This window comes from Rhodanobacteraceae bacterium, assembly GCA_024234055.1.
Taxonomy (GTDB): domain Bacteria; phylum Pseudomonadota; class Gammaproteobacteria; order Xanthomonadales; family SZUA-5; genus JADKFD01.
Window position 1 is genome coordinate 312,484 of record JACKOW010000004.1, and the last position, 18,455, is coordinate 330,938.

10 protein-coding genes are annotated in these 18,455 nt (G+C 64.9%); all 10 read left to right on the forward strand.

Features of this window, described 5'->3' with window-relative positions:
- Positions 1-421 precede the first annotated feature (421 nt).
- The 10 genes from H7A19_10565 to H7A19_10610 all read left to right on the forward strand — a co-directional run bounded on the left by H7A19_10565 (position 422) and on the right by H7A19_10610 (position 18,337).
- Positions 422-4,186 carry a DUF1631 family protein gene (locus H7A19_10565; protein ID MCP5475265.1) on the forward strand — a complete coding sequence of 1,255 codons (3,765 nt, stop codon included), beginning with the start codon at positions 422-424 and terminating at the stop codon, positions 4,184-4,186.
- A 493-nt stretch (positions 4,187-4,679) separates the two neighbouring features.
- Positions 4,680-8,117, forward strand: a complete 3,438-nt coding sequence (gene mfd / locus H7A19_10570) for a transcription-repair coupling factor (protein ID MCP5475266.1) — start codon at positions 4,680-4,682, stop codon at positions 8,115-8,117.
- 227 nt (positions 8,118-8,344) lie between these two features.
- Positions 8,345-8,956: a hypothetical protein gene (locus H7A19_10575; protein ID MCP5475267.1), complete on the forward strand. Its 612-nt coding sequence runs from the start codon at positions 8,345-8,347 to the stop codon at positions 8,954-8,956.
- 211 nt (positions 8,957-9,167) lie between these two features.
- The gene (rapA, locus tag H7A19_10580; GenBank protein MCP5475268.1) at positions 9,168-12,080 is read left to right on the forward strand and encodes an RNA polymerase-associated protein RapA; all 2,913 of its coding nucleotides are present in this window, start codon (positions 9,168-9,170) and stop codon (positions 12,078-12,080) included.
- Positions 12,081-12,211: 131 nt separating this feature from the next.
- On the forward strand, positions 12,212-13,945 hold the full coding sequence (locus tag H7A19_10585; protein ID MCP5475269.1) for a carboxypeptidase regulatory-like domain-containing protein: 1,734 nt from the start codon (positions 12,212-12,214) through the stop codon (positions 13,943-13,945).
- Positions 13,946-13,958: 13 nt separating this feature from the next.
- On the forward strand, positions 13,959-14,396 hold the full coding sequence (locus tag H7A19_10590) for a nucleoside deaminase (protein ID MCP5475270.1): 438 nt from the start codon (positions 13,959-13,961) through the stop codon (positions 14,394-14,396).
- Between the two features lie 391 nt (positions 14,397-14,787).
- Positions 14,788-15,351: a DUF924 family protein gene (locus H7A19_10595; protein MCP5475271.1), complete on the forward strand. Its 564-nt coding sequence runs from the start codon at positions 14,788-14,790 to the stop codon at positions 15,349-15,351.
- 553 nt (positions 15,352-15,904) lie between these two features.
- Entirely contained in the window at positions 15,905-16,774 is an 870-nt protein-coding gene (locus H7A19_10600) for an SPFH domain-containing protein (GenBank protein MCP5475272.1), read from the forward strand.
- Between the two features lie 6 nt (positions 16,775-16,780).
- Entirely contained in the window at positions 16,781-16,963 is a 183-nt protein-coding gene (locus tag H7A19_10605; GenBank protein ID MCP5475273.1) for an Arc family DNA binding domain-containing protein, read from the forward strand.
- 42 nt (positions 16,964-17,005) lie between these two features.
- Positions 17,006-18,337, forward strand: coding sequence for an alpha/beta fold hydrolase (locus H7A19_10610; protein ID MCP5475274.1), 1,332 nt, complete (start codon positions 17,006-17,008; stop codon positions 18,335-18,337).
- Positions 18,338-18,455 lie beyond the last annotated feature (118 nt).

Genomic DNA, 18,455 nt, shown 5'->3' on the forward strand with positions numbered 1-18,455 from the left:
AACCGTGCCCCAAACGACAATCGGCCATTCTGCGATCCTGTACAGGACCGCCGGACACGAATCTCACCAAACATACGCTAACAAACTGATTCATAAGCCTTAAAAAGAAGGGGCAAGGGGCAGGGGGCAGGGGTCCAAGCTCGACGCATGATCTGAGCGTGCCGCGACATGGGGCCCCTGCCCCCGCCCCCTGCCCCTGTTTGATGCGCGAACAAGCGCACCGTCAGGGGCGGCATGGACTCAGACTGACGATCGAACAGTCGTGGGTCAGCGCCGAAATTGGCATGATCGGACCCCGAAGCCCAACGCGCAGGTGTCGTGTGTTCGTGATCGGCAGTATCTTTGCAGCCTTGAACCCGCCAGGTCTCCGACCCAGCCGGCCCCTTGTTCCTGAGCACCGCTGCATGGCCCGAGAAGCGCATTGACTTTGCCAGACCCATCATCGGCGGCTGCCCAAACCTGGAACCCCACCCGGGAGCTGCAGCTGACAGTCCATCGAGGACCTGATCATTATCCGGACTGGGTGGTCAAGGGCGCTGGCGGGCAAGGCCTGTACATGCAGAGACTGGGCCTGTCGGCACCTGTTTTCGACACCGGAGAACGGTTGCATCTGCGCTGGACCGATGGTCAGGATCAACTGGTGCTGCAAGTGCTCGGCACCGTTCGCGACAGCGACGAACAGGGCACTCGCCTGCATCTGGATGACGACTCCGTTGCCGCGGTGCCCCAGATTCAGGCCCTGATCAAGCGCGCCGAGCAGACCGCCACGGCCGGAGCCCCTGCAGATCTGCAGACGAGTGAAAAGCTCGGCCGTCAACTGGAACTCATCCGCGAACAGATTCGCCTGGGGCTAGGCCCTCGAATTCGCCGATTGCTGGTGCAAGCCGAGACCGGCCTGGATCAGATTGCCCTGGGAACCATGGTCGAAATCGCCGGAATCCCGGCACGGATGGCGCTGGAGCAACTGCACGCCGCCCGGAGCGAGGTCGCCAATCAGTTCCTGGGGCTGTTACTGCGCCGCTGGGAGATCGGGGCCGGGGCGCTGCCACCGCGCGACCGCAGCATCGCCTCGCTGCAACTGCTGGACGACGATACCACCCAGACTTTCCTCAAGCGCAGTGAATCCGCACGCAAGCTCGAACGCGTCACCCAGAGTGCTTGGCACCAGCTACGAGGGCTGTTGCAGGCAGTGACGGCCACCTCGGGTCAGTTGGAAGCAGATGCACTGGGCGTGGAATCCATTCTGGACGCCTTGACGACAGCAGCGCGTGACGGAGGACTTGAGCCGGGCATGCAACAGTTTCTGCTGCGTCTGGCCGGCCATCCGGAGGTCCTTGATCTCGGCGGCTTTTACCAGAACCTGCAGCTGCAACTGGAGCGCGCCGGTGTCCGCGCACCGGCAGAGGCGACCGCACCCGGCCGACCCATGCCCCATGGCACCGGCAGCAGCAACCTTACTCGCAGCCAACCGGGGACGACGAACTCGCCTGCGGCCCCGGCTGCAGCCGCGCAGAGCTTGCCGCTGCGCGCGCCGCGACAGCGGTCGACCATGCCTGCGCCGACGCCGGCCAGCGCCATATCGACCGCACGAGCCATCTGGTCTCTGGGTCAAAATGCAGCCGGGCCAGATCCGGATTTGCCACCCGCTCCTCCTCTACCGGATGCGGCATTGCTGGAAGCCTTGCGGGAAATGATCGCCAGAGGCCTGTCGGGAGCCAATGCGATTGATTTCAGCGTTCAGCTCCAGGAGCAGGCGGCGATGCTCTCCGGGCATGGCGATGCCCGTGCCGACGAGCGGCAGCTGGAAGCGGTAGACCTGATGGCGCGCCTGCAACAGGCGATCGAGCGAGATCCGCTGCTGCCACAGACCTTTCGCAACTGGTGCCGTCCGCTGCTGGCGCCAATACTGGCCACCCAGCTTCATCCAGACGGGCTCGCCGAGTCCGGCGAGAATCTGCGCGAGCTGTTCGCGCTGCTCGAATTCGGCAGCGTCCTCTGCACTGAACGCAATGATCCGGCCATCCGCCAGATCGGCGAAAGCATCACCCGATTGCTGGAACAGCTGCAGCAATCGGAACGACTGACGCCCGAGCAACTCAGGGCTGCCTGCGAACAGTTGGAGACACTGCTGCGACGACATCGCCGGGCTGGCCACGCCATAGAAGAACGTGTGGTCGATTCCTGCGTCGGCCAGCAGAAATTGGTGGAGGCCCGACGGCTGGTGCAGCGAGAACTGGCGGTGCGATTCGGCGGGCGCGAGATTCCCGAAGCGCTTGCCGACGTGATCGAACAACGACTGGCTGCGACGATGTTGCTGACGGTGCTCCGCCATGGCGCCGACAGTGAGGAATGGGAGTCACTCAGAAAGCGTATCGAGGGGCTGGATCATGCCCTGCGGTTGGCGGCCGAAGGCGCACCTGTCGCGGATGCCGCGCCCCACCTGGCATGGCTGACCGAGTCTCAGCTGGCCGAAGGCGCCGATGCCTCGGCACTCCCTGGGCAGATGACTGCACTCGCAGATTCATTGCGAGGCGAGGCGGTCCGCTGGGTTCCCTACCACAGTCCGGTGATGGGCAATCTGACAGACGGCAGTCCTTCAGCCGCGGCAGATGCAGAGCAAGGTGCGACGCACAAGCAACTGGCTGGCCTGCAATCGGGAGACTGGCTGGCCTTCGGTGCCGACCCAAGCAACGCCCGATTGCTCAAGCTGGCGTGGATGGCACCGGACCGCAGCCGCTTCGTTTTCGTCAACCAACTGGGACACCGCGCCGAAGATCTGCGCCATGACGAGTTGGCTAACGCCCTGCGTGGCGGTCGCGCCCGAGTGGTCGATCAGGGCGATGCCAGCGTCATCGAGCGCGCCTGGCGCAGCATGATGGAGGAAATGCACAACCAGCTTGCAGAGCAGTCGACTCATGACGCGCTGACCGGCCTGTTGAACCGCAAGGAGCTGGATCGTCGCCTGATCGCCTGGACCACAGCCCCGGAGCGACCGCCACTGACCATCCTCTGGCTGGGCGTGGACCATTTGCGCGTGATCAATCAGTCGCACGGCATGGCCGCCGGAGACCTGGCACTGCGCGCGGTCGCCGATACCCTGCAACGCTATTCCGATCGCGCCCTATCCGGACAGAGCTACTGCGCCCGTATCGCCGGCGACGAGTTTGCAGTCGTTCTCGAGGGTGTGGGGCCAACGGCATCCAGACGCAACGCTCAGGCGCTGCTCGATCAGTTGAATGCGCTCGACCTCAGCCTGGAAGGCACCAGCATCCGCATGACTGTCAGCATGGGTCTGGTCGTGGCCGAGGACAGCTGCACCTCGCCCGAACGCCTACTCGCCGATGCCGAACGCGCCTGCAGGGCGGCGAAGGACTCTGGCCGCGGCCGTCTCTATCTGCATCAGGCCGACGACACCCTCCTCAGCCAGATGCGCGAGAGTCTGGACTGGGTTGGAAGGGTCGAAAGCTCGCTGAAAACCCAGTCGCTGATGCTCTACGGCCAGCGGGCCGTTTCACTCAGCGAACGCGCCAAGGCCGATCCGGATTACCTCGAAATCCTGCTGCGCATGCGCACCGAGAATGGCGTCGCCCTGCCCGGAGATTTCATCGTTGCCGCCGAGCGCTACGGCCAGATCATGACCCTGGACCGCTTTGTGCTGCAGGAACTCACCCGCAGCCTGCGCGATGCCAAGGGTCGACAAGGCTTTCGCATCGCCTTCAACGTCTCCGCTCGCAATATCGTGGACCCCGATTTCATCGACGAGATTCTGGAAACGCTGCAACAGCAACCGATGCCCATGTCGCAGCTGTGCATAGAACTGACCGAGACCGCTGCGATCGCGCAACTGGCCGAAGCCACCGTGGGCATGCAGCGACTGGCCGACAGCGGGCTGTCCATGGTTCTGGACGATTTCGGTTCTGGCTGGTCGTCGTATCAGTATCTGCGGCGCCTGCCCTTTGACGTGGTCAAGGTCGACGGCGCCTTCATCAAGGACATCGCCCATTCGGCCGAGGATCGGGCCATGGCCCGCTCGATCAATGAAATCGCCCATCTGCTCGGCAAGCGTACGGTGGCCGAGCACGTGGAAGACGCCGAAACCCTGGAACACGTGCGCGAAATCGGCTTTGACTATGCCCAGGGCTTCTTCGTGGGCCGACCAGCGCCACTGAGTGAGTTTCTGGACTAGGCACGGGGCACGGGGCACGGGGCACGAGGGCACGGGGCACGAGGGCACGGGGCACGGGGCACAGGGCACAGGGCACAGGGTACAGGGCACAGGGCACAGGGCACAGGGCACAGGGCACAGGGCACAGGGCACAGGGCACAGGAAAAGGCTAAGGGCTTCGGGCTCTTGTGGGTCCAGACTTGTCTGGACGCTTCTGCAGCCATGCACCAAGAGCGTCCAGACAAGTCTGGACCCACAAGAGCGAGGGAACGGCGTCATTGCGAGGAGCGCAGCGACGAAGCAATCCAGGGTAGCGCCGCACGTCCCTGGATTGCTTCGCTACGCTCGCAATGACGCCGGCTTTTCGCGCCCTCTTGCCCTCTTGCCCTCGCGCCTTTCTGCCTTTCTGCCTTTCAACCCTTCTGCCCCGACGCCTCCGTGCGCCCCGTGCCCCGTGCCCCCTGCCCCGTGCCTGCTATCCTCGCGCGCCCTGATGTCTTTGCCGCCGCTGTCGATGTCGAACCTGCTGTCTCTGCCCCTGCCACGCGCGCCGATGCTGTGGAAACGCTGGCGCCCGCTGCATGGCGCCGCGCATGCGCTGGCCCTGACCGAAACCGCACGCGTTTCCGGACGGGTGATCGTGGCCGCCACTCGCGACTCCGCCAGCGCCCATGCGCTGGAAGCGGATCTGGCGGCGCTGATCGAGCCCGGCGTGCCGGTCTTGCATTTCCCGGATTGGGAAACCCTGCCCTACGATCTGTTCGCGCCGCACCCCGACATCGTTTCCCAGCGCATCGCCACGCTGTATCGGCTGCCCAGCGTCACTCGCGGCGTGCTGGTGGTGCCCATTTCGACACTGATGCAGCGCTTGCCACCAACGCGCTACATCGGCGATCGGGTGCTGATGTTGAAACAGGGCGATCGGCTGGATCTGGAGCGCGAGGCGGCCCGTCTGGAACAGGCCGGCTATCGCCGCGTGGGACAGGTCATCGAGCCGGGCGACTTTGCCATTCGCGGCAGCCTGCTCGATCTGTATCCAGCGGGCTCGGCCGTGCCCTATCGCATCGAGTTGCTCGATGACGAAATCGACACCCTGCGCGCCTTCGATCCGGAAACCCAGCGCTCGGCGGGAGCTGTCGATCGCATCCAGTTGCTGCCCGCGCGCGAGTTCCCCTTCGACGAGCCCGATCAGAGGCGCGTGCGCGAAGCGATTCGCGAGCGTTTCGACCTGGATGTGCGGCGCTCGGCGCTGTATCAGGATCTGAAGAACGGCAGCGCGCCCTCGGGCATCGAGTACTACCTGCCGCTGTTTTTCGAGCAGACCGCGACGCTGTTCGACTATCTGCCCCAAGACAGCCTGCTGGTGCTGGAAGACAGCGCACTGGCCGCCGCCGATCAGTTCTTCGCCGCCACCGGCGAGCGCTACCAGCAACGCCGGCACGATCTGGAACGGCCGATCCTGCCGCCGGGCGAACTCTATCTTCCGCCCGACGAGCTGCGCGAACGCCTCAACCAACGCGAGCGCGTGCTGATCGGCGGCTTCGAGAACGCCGCCGATACCGGCTCGCAGCCAGCGCCCAGCCTGCCGGTGTTGCGCAAGGGTGAGGAGCCGGCCAGTGAACTCAAGGCCTTCCTGCAAGCCTACAGCGGCCGGGTGCTGCTGGCCGCTGATTCGCCCGGCCGCCGTGAAGCACTGATCGATCTGCTCTCGGCCAGTGATCTGCGACCGCAGACGCTCGATAGCTGGGAAGCCTTCCGCGCCGGTGACAGTCGCTGGGCCATCGCAGTCGCCAACCTGTCCGACGGCTTCGCGCTCAGCGATCCGGCACTGACGGTTCTGACCGAACGTCAGCTGTACGGCGAACGGGCGCGCCAGGAGCGTCGCCGCCGCAAATCCGAGCGCGATCCGGAATCGATCATCCGCGATCTGAGCGAACTTACCGAGGGTGCGCCGGTGGTGCACCACGATCACGGTGTCGGCCGCTATGTGGGACTGATCACGCTGGATGTGGGCGGGCTGCCGGGCGAATTCGTCACCATCGAATACGCCGGCGGCGACAAGCTCTATGTGCCGGTCTCGGGACTGGATCTGATCAGTCGCTACACCGGCGGCGCCCCCGAACATGCGCCGCTGCATTCGCTGGGCAGCGATGCCTGGGACAAGGCCAAGAAACGCGCCGCCGAAAAGGTGCGCGATGTGGCCGCCGAACTGCTGGAACTCTACGCCAAGCGCCGCGCCCGCAAGGGCGAGGCCATGGTCATCGAACGCGGGCTTTACGAGCAGTTCGCGGCCGGCTTTCCCTTCGAGGAAACGCCGGATCAGGCCGCCGCCATCGAGGCGGTACTGGCTGATCTGGTCAGGCCGCAGCCCATGGATCGGGTGGTCTGCGGCGACGTCGGCTTTGGCAAGACCGAGGTGGCGCTGCGCGCAGCTTTTGTCGCCGCCCAGGCCGGCCGTCAGGTTGCCGTGCTGGTACCAACCACGCTGCTGGCCGAACAGCACTATCGCAATTTTGCCGATCGCTTCGCCGACTGGCCGATCCGGGTGGAAGTGCTGTCGCGCTTCAAGAGCGCCAAGGAAATCAAGCAGGCCTTGAATGAGCTGGCCGAGGGCAAGGTCGACGTCATGGTCGGCACCCATCGATTGATTCAGGATGATGTGAAGTTCAAGCAGCTCGGTCTGGTCATCGTCGATGAGGAACAGCGCTTCGGCGTCCGTCAGAAGGAGCAACTGAAGAAGTTGCGGGCCGAGGTCGATCTGCTGACGCTCACTGCCACCCCGATTCCGCGCACGCTGAACATGGCGCTGACCGGGCTACGCGATCTCAGCATCATTGCCACGCCGCCACAGCATCGGCTGGCGGTGAAGACCTTCATCGCCCAGTGGGATCCGCAACTGCTGCGCGAGGCTTTCGAGCGCGAGCTCGGTCGCGGCGGCCAGGTGTATTTCCTGCACAACGAAGTCGAGAGCATCGAGAAGACCGCGCGCGAGGTCGAGGCACTGATCCCGCAGGCGCGCATCCGCGTCGCCCATGGACAGATGCCCGAGCGCGAGCTGGAACAGGCCATGCTCGATTTCTACCGGCAGCGTTTCAATGTGCTGGTATGCACCACGATCATCGAGAGCGGCATCGACGTTCCCACCGCCAATACCATCATCATCAATCGTGCCGACCGTTTCGGCCTGTCGCAGTTGCACCAGTTGCGCGGTCGAGTCGGGCGCTCACACCACCGCGCCTTTGCCTATCTGGTGGTGCCGCACAAGAAATCGATCACCGGCGACGCCCAGAAGCGCCTGGATGCGATCGCCTCGCTGGAGGAGCTGGGCGCCGGCTTTACCCTGTCCACCCACGATCTGGAGATCCGCGGCGCCGGCGAATTGCTGGGCGAGGGCCAGTCAGGAGAGATCGAGGCGGTGGGTTTCACGCTGTACACCGAAATGCTGGAACGCGCTGTCCGCGCGGTCAGGGAAGGTCGGATTCCGGATGATCCAGACGCCGCCATCGACCGCGGCGTGGAGATCCAGCTGGGCATCTCGGCGCTGATTCCGGACGACTATCTACCCGATGTGCACGCGCGACTGGTGCTGTACAAGCGCATCAGCAGTGCCCGTGACGAGGCCGATCTCGACGAACTGCAGGTGGAAATGATCGATCGCTTCGGCATGTTGCCCGAGCCGGCGCGCCACCTGTTCATCATCACCAAACTGAAGCAGCGCGCCCAGGCGCTGGGCATCCGCAAGCTGGAACTCGGCCCCAATGGTGGTCGCGTGCTGTTTGCCGCCAAGACCCGGGTCGATCCGACCAATCTGATCCGTCTGGTGCAACGCGAGCCCAAGCGGTACGCCTTTGAGGGCCAGGACAAGTTAAAGTTGAAGCGGGCGATGGATACTGGCGCGGAGCGACTGAAAATCGCACATGAGCTGATCGGCATGCTGGGAGGACAGGGATGAACGGATGTTATGACGAGGGCACGAGCGTGCGAGGGTGCGGCCACGAGGGCACGAGGGCGCGAGGGCACGGCCACGAGGGCGCGAGGGCACGAGGGCACGAGGGCACGCAAGAGCGTCGGCGCGAAGGCCATTCGGGATTTGCCCGTCTGAAAGCGATCCTCGCCAATCTAGCCCGCTTTTTCGTGCCCTCGTCCAAGCCCTCGCGCCCTCTTGCCCTCGTGCCCTCGTTGCTCCTTCTCGTACTGGCGCTGTTCGCCGCCGGCAGTGCCTGCGCCCAATCCAATCGCATTCAGATCGAAGTGCTGGCGTTCGCCTACAACAACCCCGACAGCGGGTCGGCGCTGAGTCCGGCCGATCCCGATCCGGTCTACAGTGGCATGCTGCTGGGTGAAGGTGGAGCGGTGTATTCGGCCCTGCCGCGCGAAGCACTCAAGCTCGGCGGAGCCTATGACGCCCTGGCCCGAAATGCGCGCACCCGCGCGCTGCTGCACGTGGGCTGGCAGCAGGATGCCGGCAGCACCCGGCCTGTGCGCCTGCGCGGCCGCGCGGAGGTGCGTAGCAGCGATCCCGAACGTGGTGTTCTGGCCACGGCCAATCCGGAACTGGATGGCGATCTCAGGCTGCGATTCGGGCGCGGTGTCGAAGTCCATGTGGATGCCTTGCTGCGGGTGGAGTCGCGCAAGGGCGGCCGCGCCACCGGAGAGCAGCGTTTCCGCCTGAACAGCAAACGCATTGTCAATTACGGCGAACTGCATTACATCGATCATCCGGCACTCGGCATCATCGTGCGGGTCGATCGGGTGGAAGATGCCGCCGCGGATGCCACAGGCTCGCAATGAGGGGGATAATGAGCACTCCGTGCGCACTTGCCCCGTTCGCTGCACGCAAGGGCAAGGAACCCACCCACTGCCGGTGCCGCTGATGATCCCGCGTCTCTCATTTGCCCGCTCCCCGCAGGTTCAGCACCGGGCCGAGCTGTCATCCCATCACGCAGGCCCGTTCCGCTGAAACGCAACGCCCCTCGCCCATCTGGATATCGCTAGTCAAACCATGACCTTTCGCTTAGTCCCCGGCCAACGCTGGTATTCCACCGCCGAACCCGAACTCGGGTTGGGCACCATCAAGAAGGTCGACAACCGCGCTTTGGAGCTGTTGTTTACCAAGGCCGGCATGTTGCGTCGCTATGCCCTGACCTCGGCACCCCTGTCGCGAGCCGAGTTCCGCGTCGGCGACCAGATCAGTGTCGAAGGCGAGATGCTGGATGTGGAGGACACCCAGGACCGCGAGGGACTGATGTTCTATCGCTGCGGCGAATCCTGGATATCGGAGCCTCAGCTGGATGACGTGCAGGCCGCCAGCGCTGCCGATGAGCGCCTGACCGCCGGCCGCACCGACACCAGCGTGCGCTTCGCCATTCGCTGTGAAGCCCTGGCGCGACGCGCGCAGGCACGCTCGGCACCGAGCTGGGGCATCAACAGCGCCCGCATTTCCCTGCTGCCACATCAGCTGGCGGTCGTCGAAGCGGCGATTGCTCAACCGCAACCGCGGGTGCTGCTGGCCGATGAAGTGGGCCTGGGCAAGACCATCGAGGCCGGTCTGATCCTGTCGAAGATGATCGCCAGCGGCCGCGCCCAGCGGGTGCTGGTGCTGGTGCCTGAAGCGCTGATGTACCAGTGGTTTGTGGAACTGCTGCGGCGTTTCAATCTGCGTTTTTCGATCTTCGATGCCGAGCGCGCCGATTCCATCGAGCAGTCCGACGACAGCAAGAATCCCTTCCAGGATGACCAGTTCATCCTGACGGATCTCGGCTTCCTGACCGGCAGCAGCAAGCGCGCACGGCAGATCGTCGAAGCCGGCTGGGATCTGATGGTGGTTGACGAAGCCCATCATCTGGCCTGGTCGCCGGAAGACACCTCGCCCGAGTACGCCCTGGCCGAACAGCTCGCCCTGCAATGTCCCAGCGTGGTGCTGTTGACCGCTACGCCGGAGCAACTGGGCCGCAGCGGCCATTTTGCGCGGCTGCGGCTGCTCGATCCGGCGCGTTACAACGATCTGGCGCATTTCGAGAAGGAAGCGCAGAGCTACCACGCCATCTCCAGACTGGGCGAGGCCCTGCTCAGTGACGACAAGCTCGATGCCAAGACCCTGAAGAACCTGCGCAGCGTGCTCAGCGACGAGGAAGCCCTGCTCGACATGGTCAAAGCCGACGCCGATGGCAAGACCCGGCAGCGACTGCTCGGCGCCTTGATTGATCGCCACGGCACCGGCCGGGTGATGTATCGCAATCGCCGCGCCAGCGTCGGCGGCTTTCCCAATCGCGTGGCCCATCTGCACACCCTGCATCTGCCGCATGAGGACCAGGAGGAATACCTGGCCAGCCTGCGCCAGGAATTCGAAACCGACGTCGGCCTGCGCGCGCCGCCGGTGCCGCTGACCCTGCAGCCTGCCGCCGAGGGTGATGCCGCCGATGCCGTTCAGCCGGCAGTTCTGGCGCTGACTCGCGATCCACGGCTGCACTGGCTGACCGAGCTGATCGAGCGTCTGGCGCCCGCCAAGCTGCTGCTGATCTGCCGTACCCGGGCCAAGGTCGAACTGCTGGAAGCCGCACTGCGCCTGAAGAGTGGCGCCCGCGTCGCCCGCTTCCACGAAGGCCTGAGTCTGGCCCAGCGCGATCGCAACGCCGCCTACTTTGCCCAGGAAGACGGCGCTCGAGTGCTGCTGTGCTCGGAAATCGGCTCCGAAGGCCGTAATTTCCAGTTCGCCCATCATCTGGTGCTCTGGGACATCCCGGCCGATCCGGACCTGCTGGAGCAGCGCATCGGTCGCCTCGACCGCATCGGCCAGACCGCTGATGTGGAACTGCACCACGCGGTGCTGCCGGGTACCGCGCAGGAAGCGCTGGCGCGCTGGTATGCCGAAGCGCTGGACGCGCTGCGCACCAGCCCGGCCGATGGCCGCGAACTGTACCAACGCTTCGGTGCCCGCGTGATCGAACTGGCGCTGGCCCATGCCGATGGCGAAGACACCGCTGGCGCGCCGCTGAGTCAGCTGATCGCCGAGACCCGCAGCGCCCACGAGACGCTGAGTCGCACCATTGCCGAGGGCCGCGATCGCCTGCTGGAACTGGCGACCCGCTTTGGCGATCGCGGTGCGATGCTGCGGATGGCTCTGGCCGCCGGCGACACCCGCCGCGACGAGGACGATTTCGTGCTGCGGCTGTTCGAGCAGTACGGCATCGAGACCGAAGAGATGGGCGGTCGCAATCACCGCCTCGACCCCGAATACCTGTCGAGCGAAGACTTCCCGTGGCCGGCCGAAGGGCCGATGACGGTGACGTTTGACCGCGAGACCGCGCTCTCCCGCGAAGATCTGCCGCTGCTGCGCATGGATCACCCGCTGGTCAGCGCCACCATCGAACTGCTGATCAGCAGCGAGACCGGCAACGCCGCCTTCCTGGTCGATCCCAGCCTGCCACCGCGCTCGGCCTGGATCACCGGCGTGTTCCTGCTCGAATGCGTGGCCGATCGCGCACTCGATGTCGAGCGCTATCTGCCACCACAGCCGATCACGGTCACGGTCGACTCCAAGCTGATCCCGCGCGACTACGCACCGGCGCCACAGGCGATGACCCGCTCCGACGACAAGCCCGTCGACCTGGCCAAGTTCAGGCCGATTCTGAGCGCGCTGGTACCGCCGATGAAAAAGGCCGCCGAGGAGCGCGCCAGCGCCGAGGCGCAGGGATTGATCGCCGCTGCCACCGAGACCCTGGAACGCGAACTCGGCGGCGAGTTCGAGCGCCTGACCGCGCTGAAACGGGTCAATCCCAGCGTCCGCGATGCCGAAATCGAAGCCTTGGCGATGCGGCTTACCGCCTTGCGCGCGGCGCTGCCGCAGGCGCGCGTGCGCCTGGACGCGATCCGGCTCGCGGTCAGCCCGGACTTCTTGAAGCTGGTGGCGTCCTGAGGCCGGAGGGCACGAGGGCACGAGGGCACGAGGGCACGAGAGAGCGTCGCGGATCACAGCTCCGCGGGCGACCTTCATGCCCGCTCTTGCTAACATCCGCAGCCAGGCAAACGAACCCGGATAGCTCACGCATGATTCGAAGTAGGCACAGCGCTGCCATTGGCGCCCTATTGCTCATCGCCGTTTCGGGGCAATGCCTGGCGGCCATCAGCGGCCGTGTTGTCGATGATTCGACCGGTCTGCCGATCGCCGGCGCTCTGGTGCGGGTGCAGGCTACCGACGCGCCGACCACCACCAGCAATGCCAACGGCGAGTTCACGCTCAACGTCTCGCCCGCGGGTCCGGTCAATATCGGCGCCGCTGTGGCCTATCAGCACAATGCGCCGGTCAATTACGTCACCAATGTCGCCTTTGCGGTGGACGGACTGACCAATGTCGAAGTGCGACTGGCGCGGATTCCCAGCGCCAGCAATGCCAGTTATGTGCCGCTCAACGCCAGCGTCTGCGCCGCCTGCCATACCGAACAGCATGAGCAGTGGTCGACCTCCAGACATGCCGGCGCCGCCCGCAATACCTGGGTGCTCGATCTGTATGCGGGCACCGGCACGCCCGGCGGCAGCGCCGGTTATGTGTTCAAGAATCTGCACGATCCTGGTGAATCCGGTTTCTGCGCCTCCTGCCATGCGCCGATGGAGGATGTGTTCACGCCGGGCCAGTTGGCCTATGACGCGATTTCGACCGGGCCGGGCCTGGATGGTGTCAGCTGTCTGGGTTGCCACCAGCAATCTCATGTGGACGACGCTTTCATCAATGGAATCGCCCACGTCAACGGCAAGGTGATCTATCGCTTCCCGGATGATCCGGATTACGTTACCGGCCTGTACGTCTACGGCAACCTGCCTGATGTTGAAGCCGGCACCATGCGCAACAGCCTGCAGACCCAGTTCGGGCAATCGCTGATCTGCGCCGGCTGTCACCAGTATGTGCGGCCCGACAACGGCGCCCCGGGCCAGAACACCTATCTGGAATGGCTGTCGTCGCCCTATGCCGTGGCCGGCCCCAACTTCAAGAGCTGTCAGGACTGCCATATGCCGAACGAGGCCGACGCCGGCCCGATCGCCATCACTGCCGGTTTCGATCGTCCCGCCAGCCAGCGCCACCGCCACGACTTCATCGGTTCCACGCCGACCACCTTGTCACAGGCCATCCTGCTGCGCACCAGCGTCAGCGAAAGTGCGGGCCAGTTGCTGGTCAACGCCGAAGTCGAGAACCGCGGTGCAGGCCACAGCTTCCCGGCCGGCGTGTCGGTGCGCAACGCCCTGCTGGTGCTGGACGTACGCGCCAATGGCCTGCCCCTGACGCAGACCGGTGGACCAGTGGTGCCCTGGTATGCGGACGACAATGTTCCGGGCGTGCAGCCGGGCGATCTGGCCGGCCAGCCGGGCAAGGGTTTCGCCAAGGTGCTCGAAGGCCGGATCAACGATCAGGGCCCGGTGGTGCGACCGGTGCTGTTCATCGACGCCGAGGCGGTGGCCGAGAACACCATCATTCCCTCGGGCGCGACCGACCTCAGCAACTATGCCTTCGCCATCCCGGCCGATCTGCCGGTGGGCACCGAGATCACCGTCGAAGCGCGCCTGCTTTATCGGCGCGCCTGGCGCGCCCTGGCAGTGACCAAGGGCTGGACCGAGACCACCAGCGGCGGCCCTATCGAAATCACCGTGGCGCAGTCTCAGACCAGCGTGCTGTCGGCCGGAACCCGGCCCACCGGCGTGCCCGGACCGGGCGGTCTCAGCCTGCTGCTGCTGGCGCTGGCGATGCTCGGCATCGGCGCAGCCGTCGCCACCCGTTCGCGTCAGGGCTGAGCAGGAGCCGCACATGGATCCCTTTCTGCAAGCCGCCATCGACGAAGCTGAAGCGGGTCTCGCCGAGGGCGGCATTCCGATCGGTTCGGTGATCGTCCATGAGGGCCGCATCATCGGTCGCGGCCACAACCGTCGGGTGCAGAAAGGCAGCACCGTGCTCCACGGCGAAATGGATGCACTCGAAAACGCTGGTCGATTGCCGGCGAAGATCTACCGCGAATGCACCCTCTACACCACGCTCTCGCCCTGTCCGATGTGTTCGGGTGCCATCCTCCTGTACGGCATTCCGCGAGTGATCATCGGCGAGAATCGCAGTTTCATGGGCGAGGAAGCCCACCTCGCCAGCCGCGGCGTGCAGCTCACGGTCGTGGACGATCCCCGCTGCGTGGAACTGATGCGCGGCTTCATGCGCGACAAGCCGGAATTGTGGAACGAGGATATCGGCGAGTAGGTCGGGGTCACACGGGCACCCGGGCGAAGGCACCTCGCCGTAGCGCGGCTCCGGCGCGCGTGGACTTGGGCGAGTACCAGGTGGGTATTCGCGCCGGCGGCCGCGGCTCTGTCTGTCGCAATGCGCCGGGCGCCTCGCGTATGTAGCCTGAGGCCAGGGCGGGCGATGCCGACGCGAGGACCCGGCCTACGCCAGCTTGCACGGACCCTGCCAGGATTACAGCAACAATCACGACGCACGGCCTGACCTTGCCGCGAGGCTGCCCCCCCGCCCCCCTGCCGCCCCGTTCGATGCACGACCAAACGCCCCAGCAGCCGCGACCGCGACTCGCCACAGTCGTGCAAAGGCTAAGATGCGGCCTCTGCATTCCCGCCCCTGATCCGGATCACCGATGAGCAAGTACACCGCCAACACCGCCGGGCCCACCGCCGCGGCCATCGTGCTGTTCTGGCGCGAAGCCGGACCATCGCGTTGGTTCAAGAAGGACAACAATTTCGATCGCGCTCTGACCGCACGCTTCCACTCGGCCCATCTGCAGGCTGCCGAGCGCCAGCTCGACCGCTGGAACGACAACGCCGAGGGCGCGCTGGCCTTGCAGATTCTGCTCGATCAACTACCGCGCAATGTCTATCGCGGCAATGCCCATGCCTACGCCACCGATCCCCTGGCGCGCCACTTCGCACTGGCCGCCATCGACGCTGGCATGGATCAGCAGGTGGACCCGGAGCTGCGACCTTTCTGCTACATGAGCCTGATGCATGCCGAGGACCTTGCCCTGCAGCGTCGCTGTGTCGCGCTGTTTGAGGTACTGGGTGGATCGGCACTGAGCTATGCCCGCGAGCACTGCGAGATCATCGAGCGCTTCGGGCGCTTTCCGCACCGCAATCCGGTCTTGGGACGAGTCGCCACTGCAGAAGAGAAGGCCTTCCTGGCCGCCGGCGGCTTCGCCGGCTGATTGCCGTAGCCCAGGTTATTGAGGCGTCATTGCGAGGAACGGAGTGACGAAGCAATCCAGTGCTTCTGAGGGTGCGCTTCTGGATTGCTTCGCTGCGCTCTCCATGAACCCATATCGTAAATTGTTGATTTGCTGTTGTAGGTCACGTTGCTCGCGCAGCGAGCTACGTGACGCAACTCGATATCACGTAGTCCGCTGACGCGGACAACATGACCTACGACGGCGGGTTCATGGCCCGTGGGCAGTGTCGGGCCGACACAGGTGGCTCGCAATGACGCTGGAGTTCATCGCTCGTCTGCACGCGCCGACACACGCGGCTCGCAATGACGCCACTGAGAGGTTCGCGGGCCGCGCCCGGCAGACACATGACAGGCGATTCAGAGCATCCCAACGATCTGGGCGCTCTCCTTCGTGTTTGCTCTGCTTTTCCTGCATTCAGCTTCTGGCCGCGACCTGCCTCAGCGACTGGGCTTGCCTACGCACCCTGCCATCCGGCCTATTGCAGACTGATATCACAATGATATCTTTCACTCACCAACCCGGAGAGACACTCATGACCAAAGAAATCCGCAAATCGACCTGGGCCGGCATTCCGGTGCTGCTGATTCTGCTGGCCACCCTGATCGCCACCGTCGCCGGCTTCATCAGCTCGCTCGCCGCGCAATCGGTTGCGCTGGCCGCAGTGCTGGCCCTGCTGGGATTCGTCGAGTTCTTCCTGCTGTTTGGCCTGTTCATGGTGCAGCCCAACAATGCCGTGGTGCTGCAGCTCTTCGGCCGCTATGTGGGCACCGTGCGTGATGAGGGCTTGCGCTGGGCCAATCCCTTCTATTCCAAGCGTGCGGTCTCGTTGCGGGTGCGCAACTTCGAATCGAGCAAGCTCAAGGTCAATGAACTGGAAGGTTCACCGATCGAGATCGCCGCCGTGGTGGTCTGGCAGGTGGTGGATTCGGCCGAAGCCCTGTTCCTGGTCGATGATTTCGAGAACTTTGTGCACGTGCAGTCCGAGTCGGCCTTGCGGCAGATGGCGACCAGCTACCCCTACGATGCCCATGACGAGAGCAAGATCGCCCTGCGCAGCCATTCCAAGGAGGTCTCCGAGAATCTGCTGGGCGAGATTCAGGAGCGGCTGGCGCAGGCTGGCGTCAAGGTCATCGAAGCGCGCATCAGTCACCTGGCTTATGCGCCGGAGATCGCCAACGCCATGCTCCGCCGCCAGCAGGCCGACGCGGTCATCGCGGCCCGTACCCGGATCGTCGAGGGCGCGGTCAGCATGGTCGAGATGGCGCTTGAACAGCTGAGCAAGCGCGGCGTCATCGATCTGGATGAAGAGCGCAAGGCCTCGATGGTCAGCAATCTGCTGGTGGTGCTGTGCAGCGACAACGACGCCCAACCGGTGGTGAATGCGGGCAGCCTCTACGGCTGATTGATGATGGCCGAACGCAAAGCCTACCCGCTGCGCATCAATGCCGAGATCCTCGAGGCGGCGCAGCGCTGGGCGGATGACGAGCTGCGCAGCCTGAATGCTCAGATCGAGTATGTGCTGCGAGATGCGCTGCGTCGCAGCGGGCGACTGAAGTCGCCCGCTGTCGACCCTGACACCGAACCAAGCTGATCCATCAAGGCCGGCAGTCGCCGGCTCAGCCGGGAGCATCACATGAATACCTCCTTCGCCTTGGCCGGCGCAGCCTGTGGCTGCGGCCTGTTGCTGAGTTCACTGTCCGTCCGCGCCGAGGACGACGCTTGCCTGGGACGTGCCGAGGCTGTGCTCGCGGCACTGGACGCCGGCGAGTTTGAACAGGCCCGGGCCGACTTCAACCCGAAGATGCGCGATGCCCTGAGCGCCGAGCAACTGGGTGAGATCTGGCAAACCCTGCCCAGACAGGTCGGCGAGCGCCTGAGCACAGGCCCCGCCCGGATCAGTGCCGGAACTCAGGGCACGAATGTCGTGCTGCCACTGCAACACGCCAAGGCCTGGCTGGATCTGTCGGTCAGCTGCAACCCCGAGGGCCAGCTCAGCGGACTGTGGATACGACCGGGAACTGCGCCCGCCGCCGCAGCCATCGAGCCATCGGAGCACTGGACAGAACGCGCAATCACCGTGACCACCGGCAACATCCAGCTCCCCGGGCTACTGACCTTGCCGAGGAAGGCACAGCCAATCGCCGGCGTGGTCCTGGTGCACGGTTCCGGCAGTCATGATCGCGACGAGACCATCGGTCCCAACAAGCCCTTCCGCGATCTGGCACACGGCCTGGCCAAGCAAGGGATTGCCGTGCTGCGCTACGACAAGCGCAGCCAGGTCAATGCCGCCAGCTTTGCCGGCAAGCCCTTCACCGTGAAAGAAGAAGTCATCGACGACGCGGTCGCGGCGTTGGCGCTGCTGGCGGCGCAGCCCGAACTGTCCGAGCGCCCGCTGTTCGTGCTCGGCCACAGCCTCGGCGCAATGCTGGCACCACGCATCGCCGCTGTCACGCCGGTGGCGGGGATGATCCTGCTGGCCGCGCCAGCGCGCGGGCTGACCGAGATCATTCCCCAGCAGATGAAGTACATCGCCCAACTGGATGGCAACGTCAGTGCCGAGGAAGAAGCGTCGATGGCGCAGATGCAATCCACGCTCGACCAAATCGATGCACTGACTGCCGGGGATCGTGACGATCCCAAGCTGCTGATCGGAGCGCCGGCCGCCTATTGGCTGGACCTGGAGGGCTATCAGCCCATCACTGCTGCGCAGGAACGCCAGCTGCCGATCCTGCTGCTCCAGGGCGAAAGTGACTATCAAGTGACGATGACCGACGACTACCGTCGCTGGGTAGATGCTTTCAAGGGCAACCCCCACTTCCGCAGCCAGAGTTTTCCGGGACTCAGCCATCTGTTCATGCCTGCGGGGCAGGCGCCGGGCCCAGCCGACTACGCGCAGGCCAGCCACGTCGATGCGGCGGTGATCAAGGCGGTCGCCAACTGGGTGCAACAGCAGATCAGCAACTAGCCCGCATTTCTCACACCTGCGCGAGCAGATGCCCCCAATTACCTTGTGGTACAAGGCGATTCCGAGGCACGTGCCAGTCACAGATTGTTTGGCTGCATCTGCCCGCTTTGCGGCCCTC

Excerpts from the sequence above, each read along its gene's own strand:
- H7A19_10605 (MCP5475273.1), top strand. The coding sequence starts at position 16,781 with ATGGCCGAACGCAAAGCCTACCCGCTGCGCATCAATGCCGAGATCCTC.
- H7A19_10585 (MCP5475269.1), top strand. The coding sequence starts at position 12,212 with ATGATTCGAAGTAGGCACAGCGCTGCCATTGGCGCCCTATTGCTCATC.
- H7A19_10590 (MCP5475270.1), top strand. The coding sequence starts at position 13,959 with ATGGATCCCTTTCTGCAAGCCGCCATCGACGAAGCTGAAGCGGGTCTC.
- rapA (MCP5475268.1), top strand. The coding sequence starts at position 9,168 with ATGACCTTTCGCTTAGTCCCCGGCCAACGCTGGTATTCCACCGCCGAA.
- H7A19_10600 (MCP5475272.1), top strand. The coding sequence starts at position 15,905 with ATGACCAAAGAAATCCGCAAATCGACCTGGGCCGGCATTCCGGTGCTG.
- H7A19_10610 (MCP5475274.1), top strand. The coding sequence starts at position 17,006 with ATGAATACCTCCTTCGCCTTGGCCGGCGCAGCCTGTGGCTGCGGCCTG.
- H7A19_10595 (MCP5475271.1), top strand. The coding sequence starts at position 14,788 with ATGAGCAAGTACACCGCCAACACCGCCGGGCCCACCGCCGCGGCCATC.
- mfd (MCP5475266.1), top strand. The coding sequence starts at position 4,680 with ATGTCGAACCTGCTGTCTCTGCCCCTGCCACGCGCGCCGATGCTGTGG.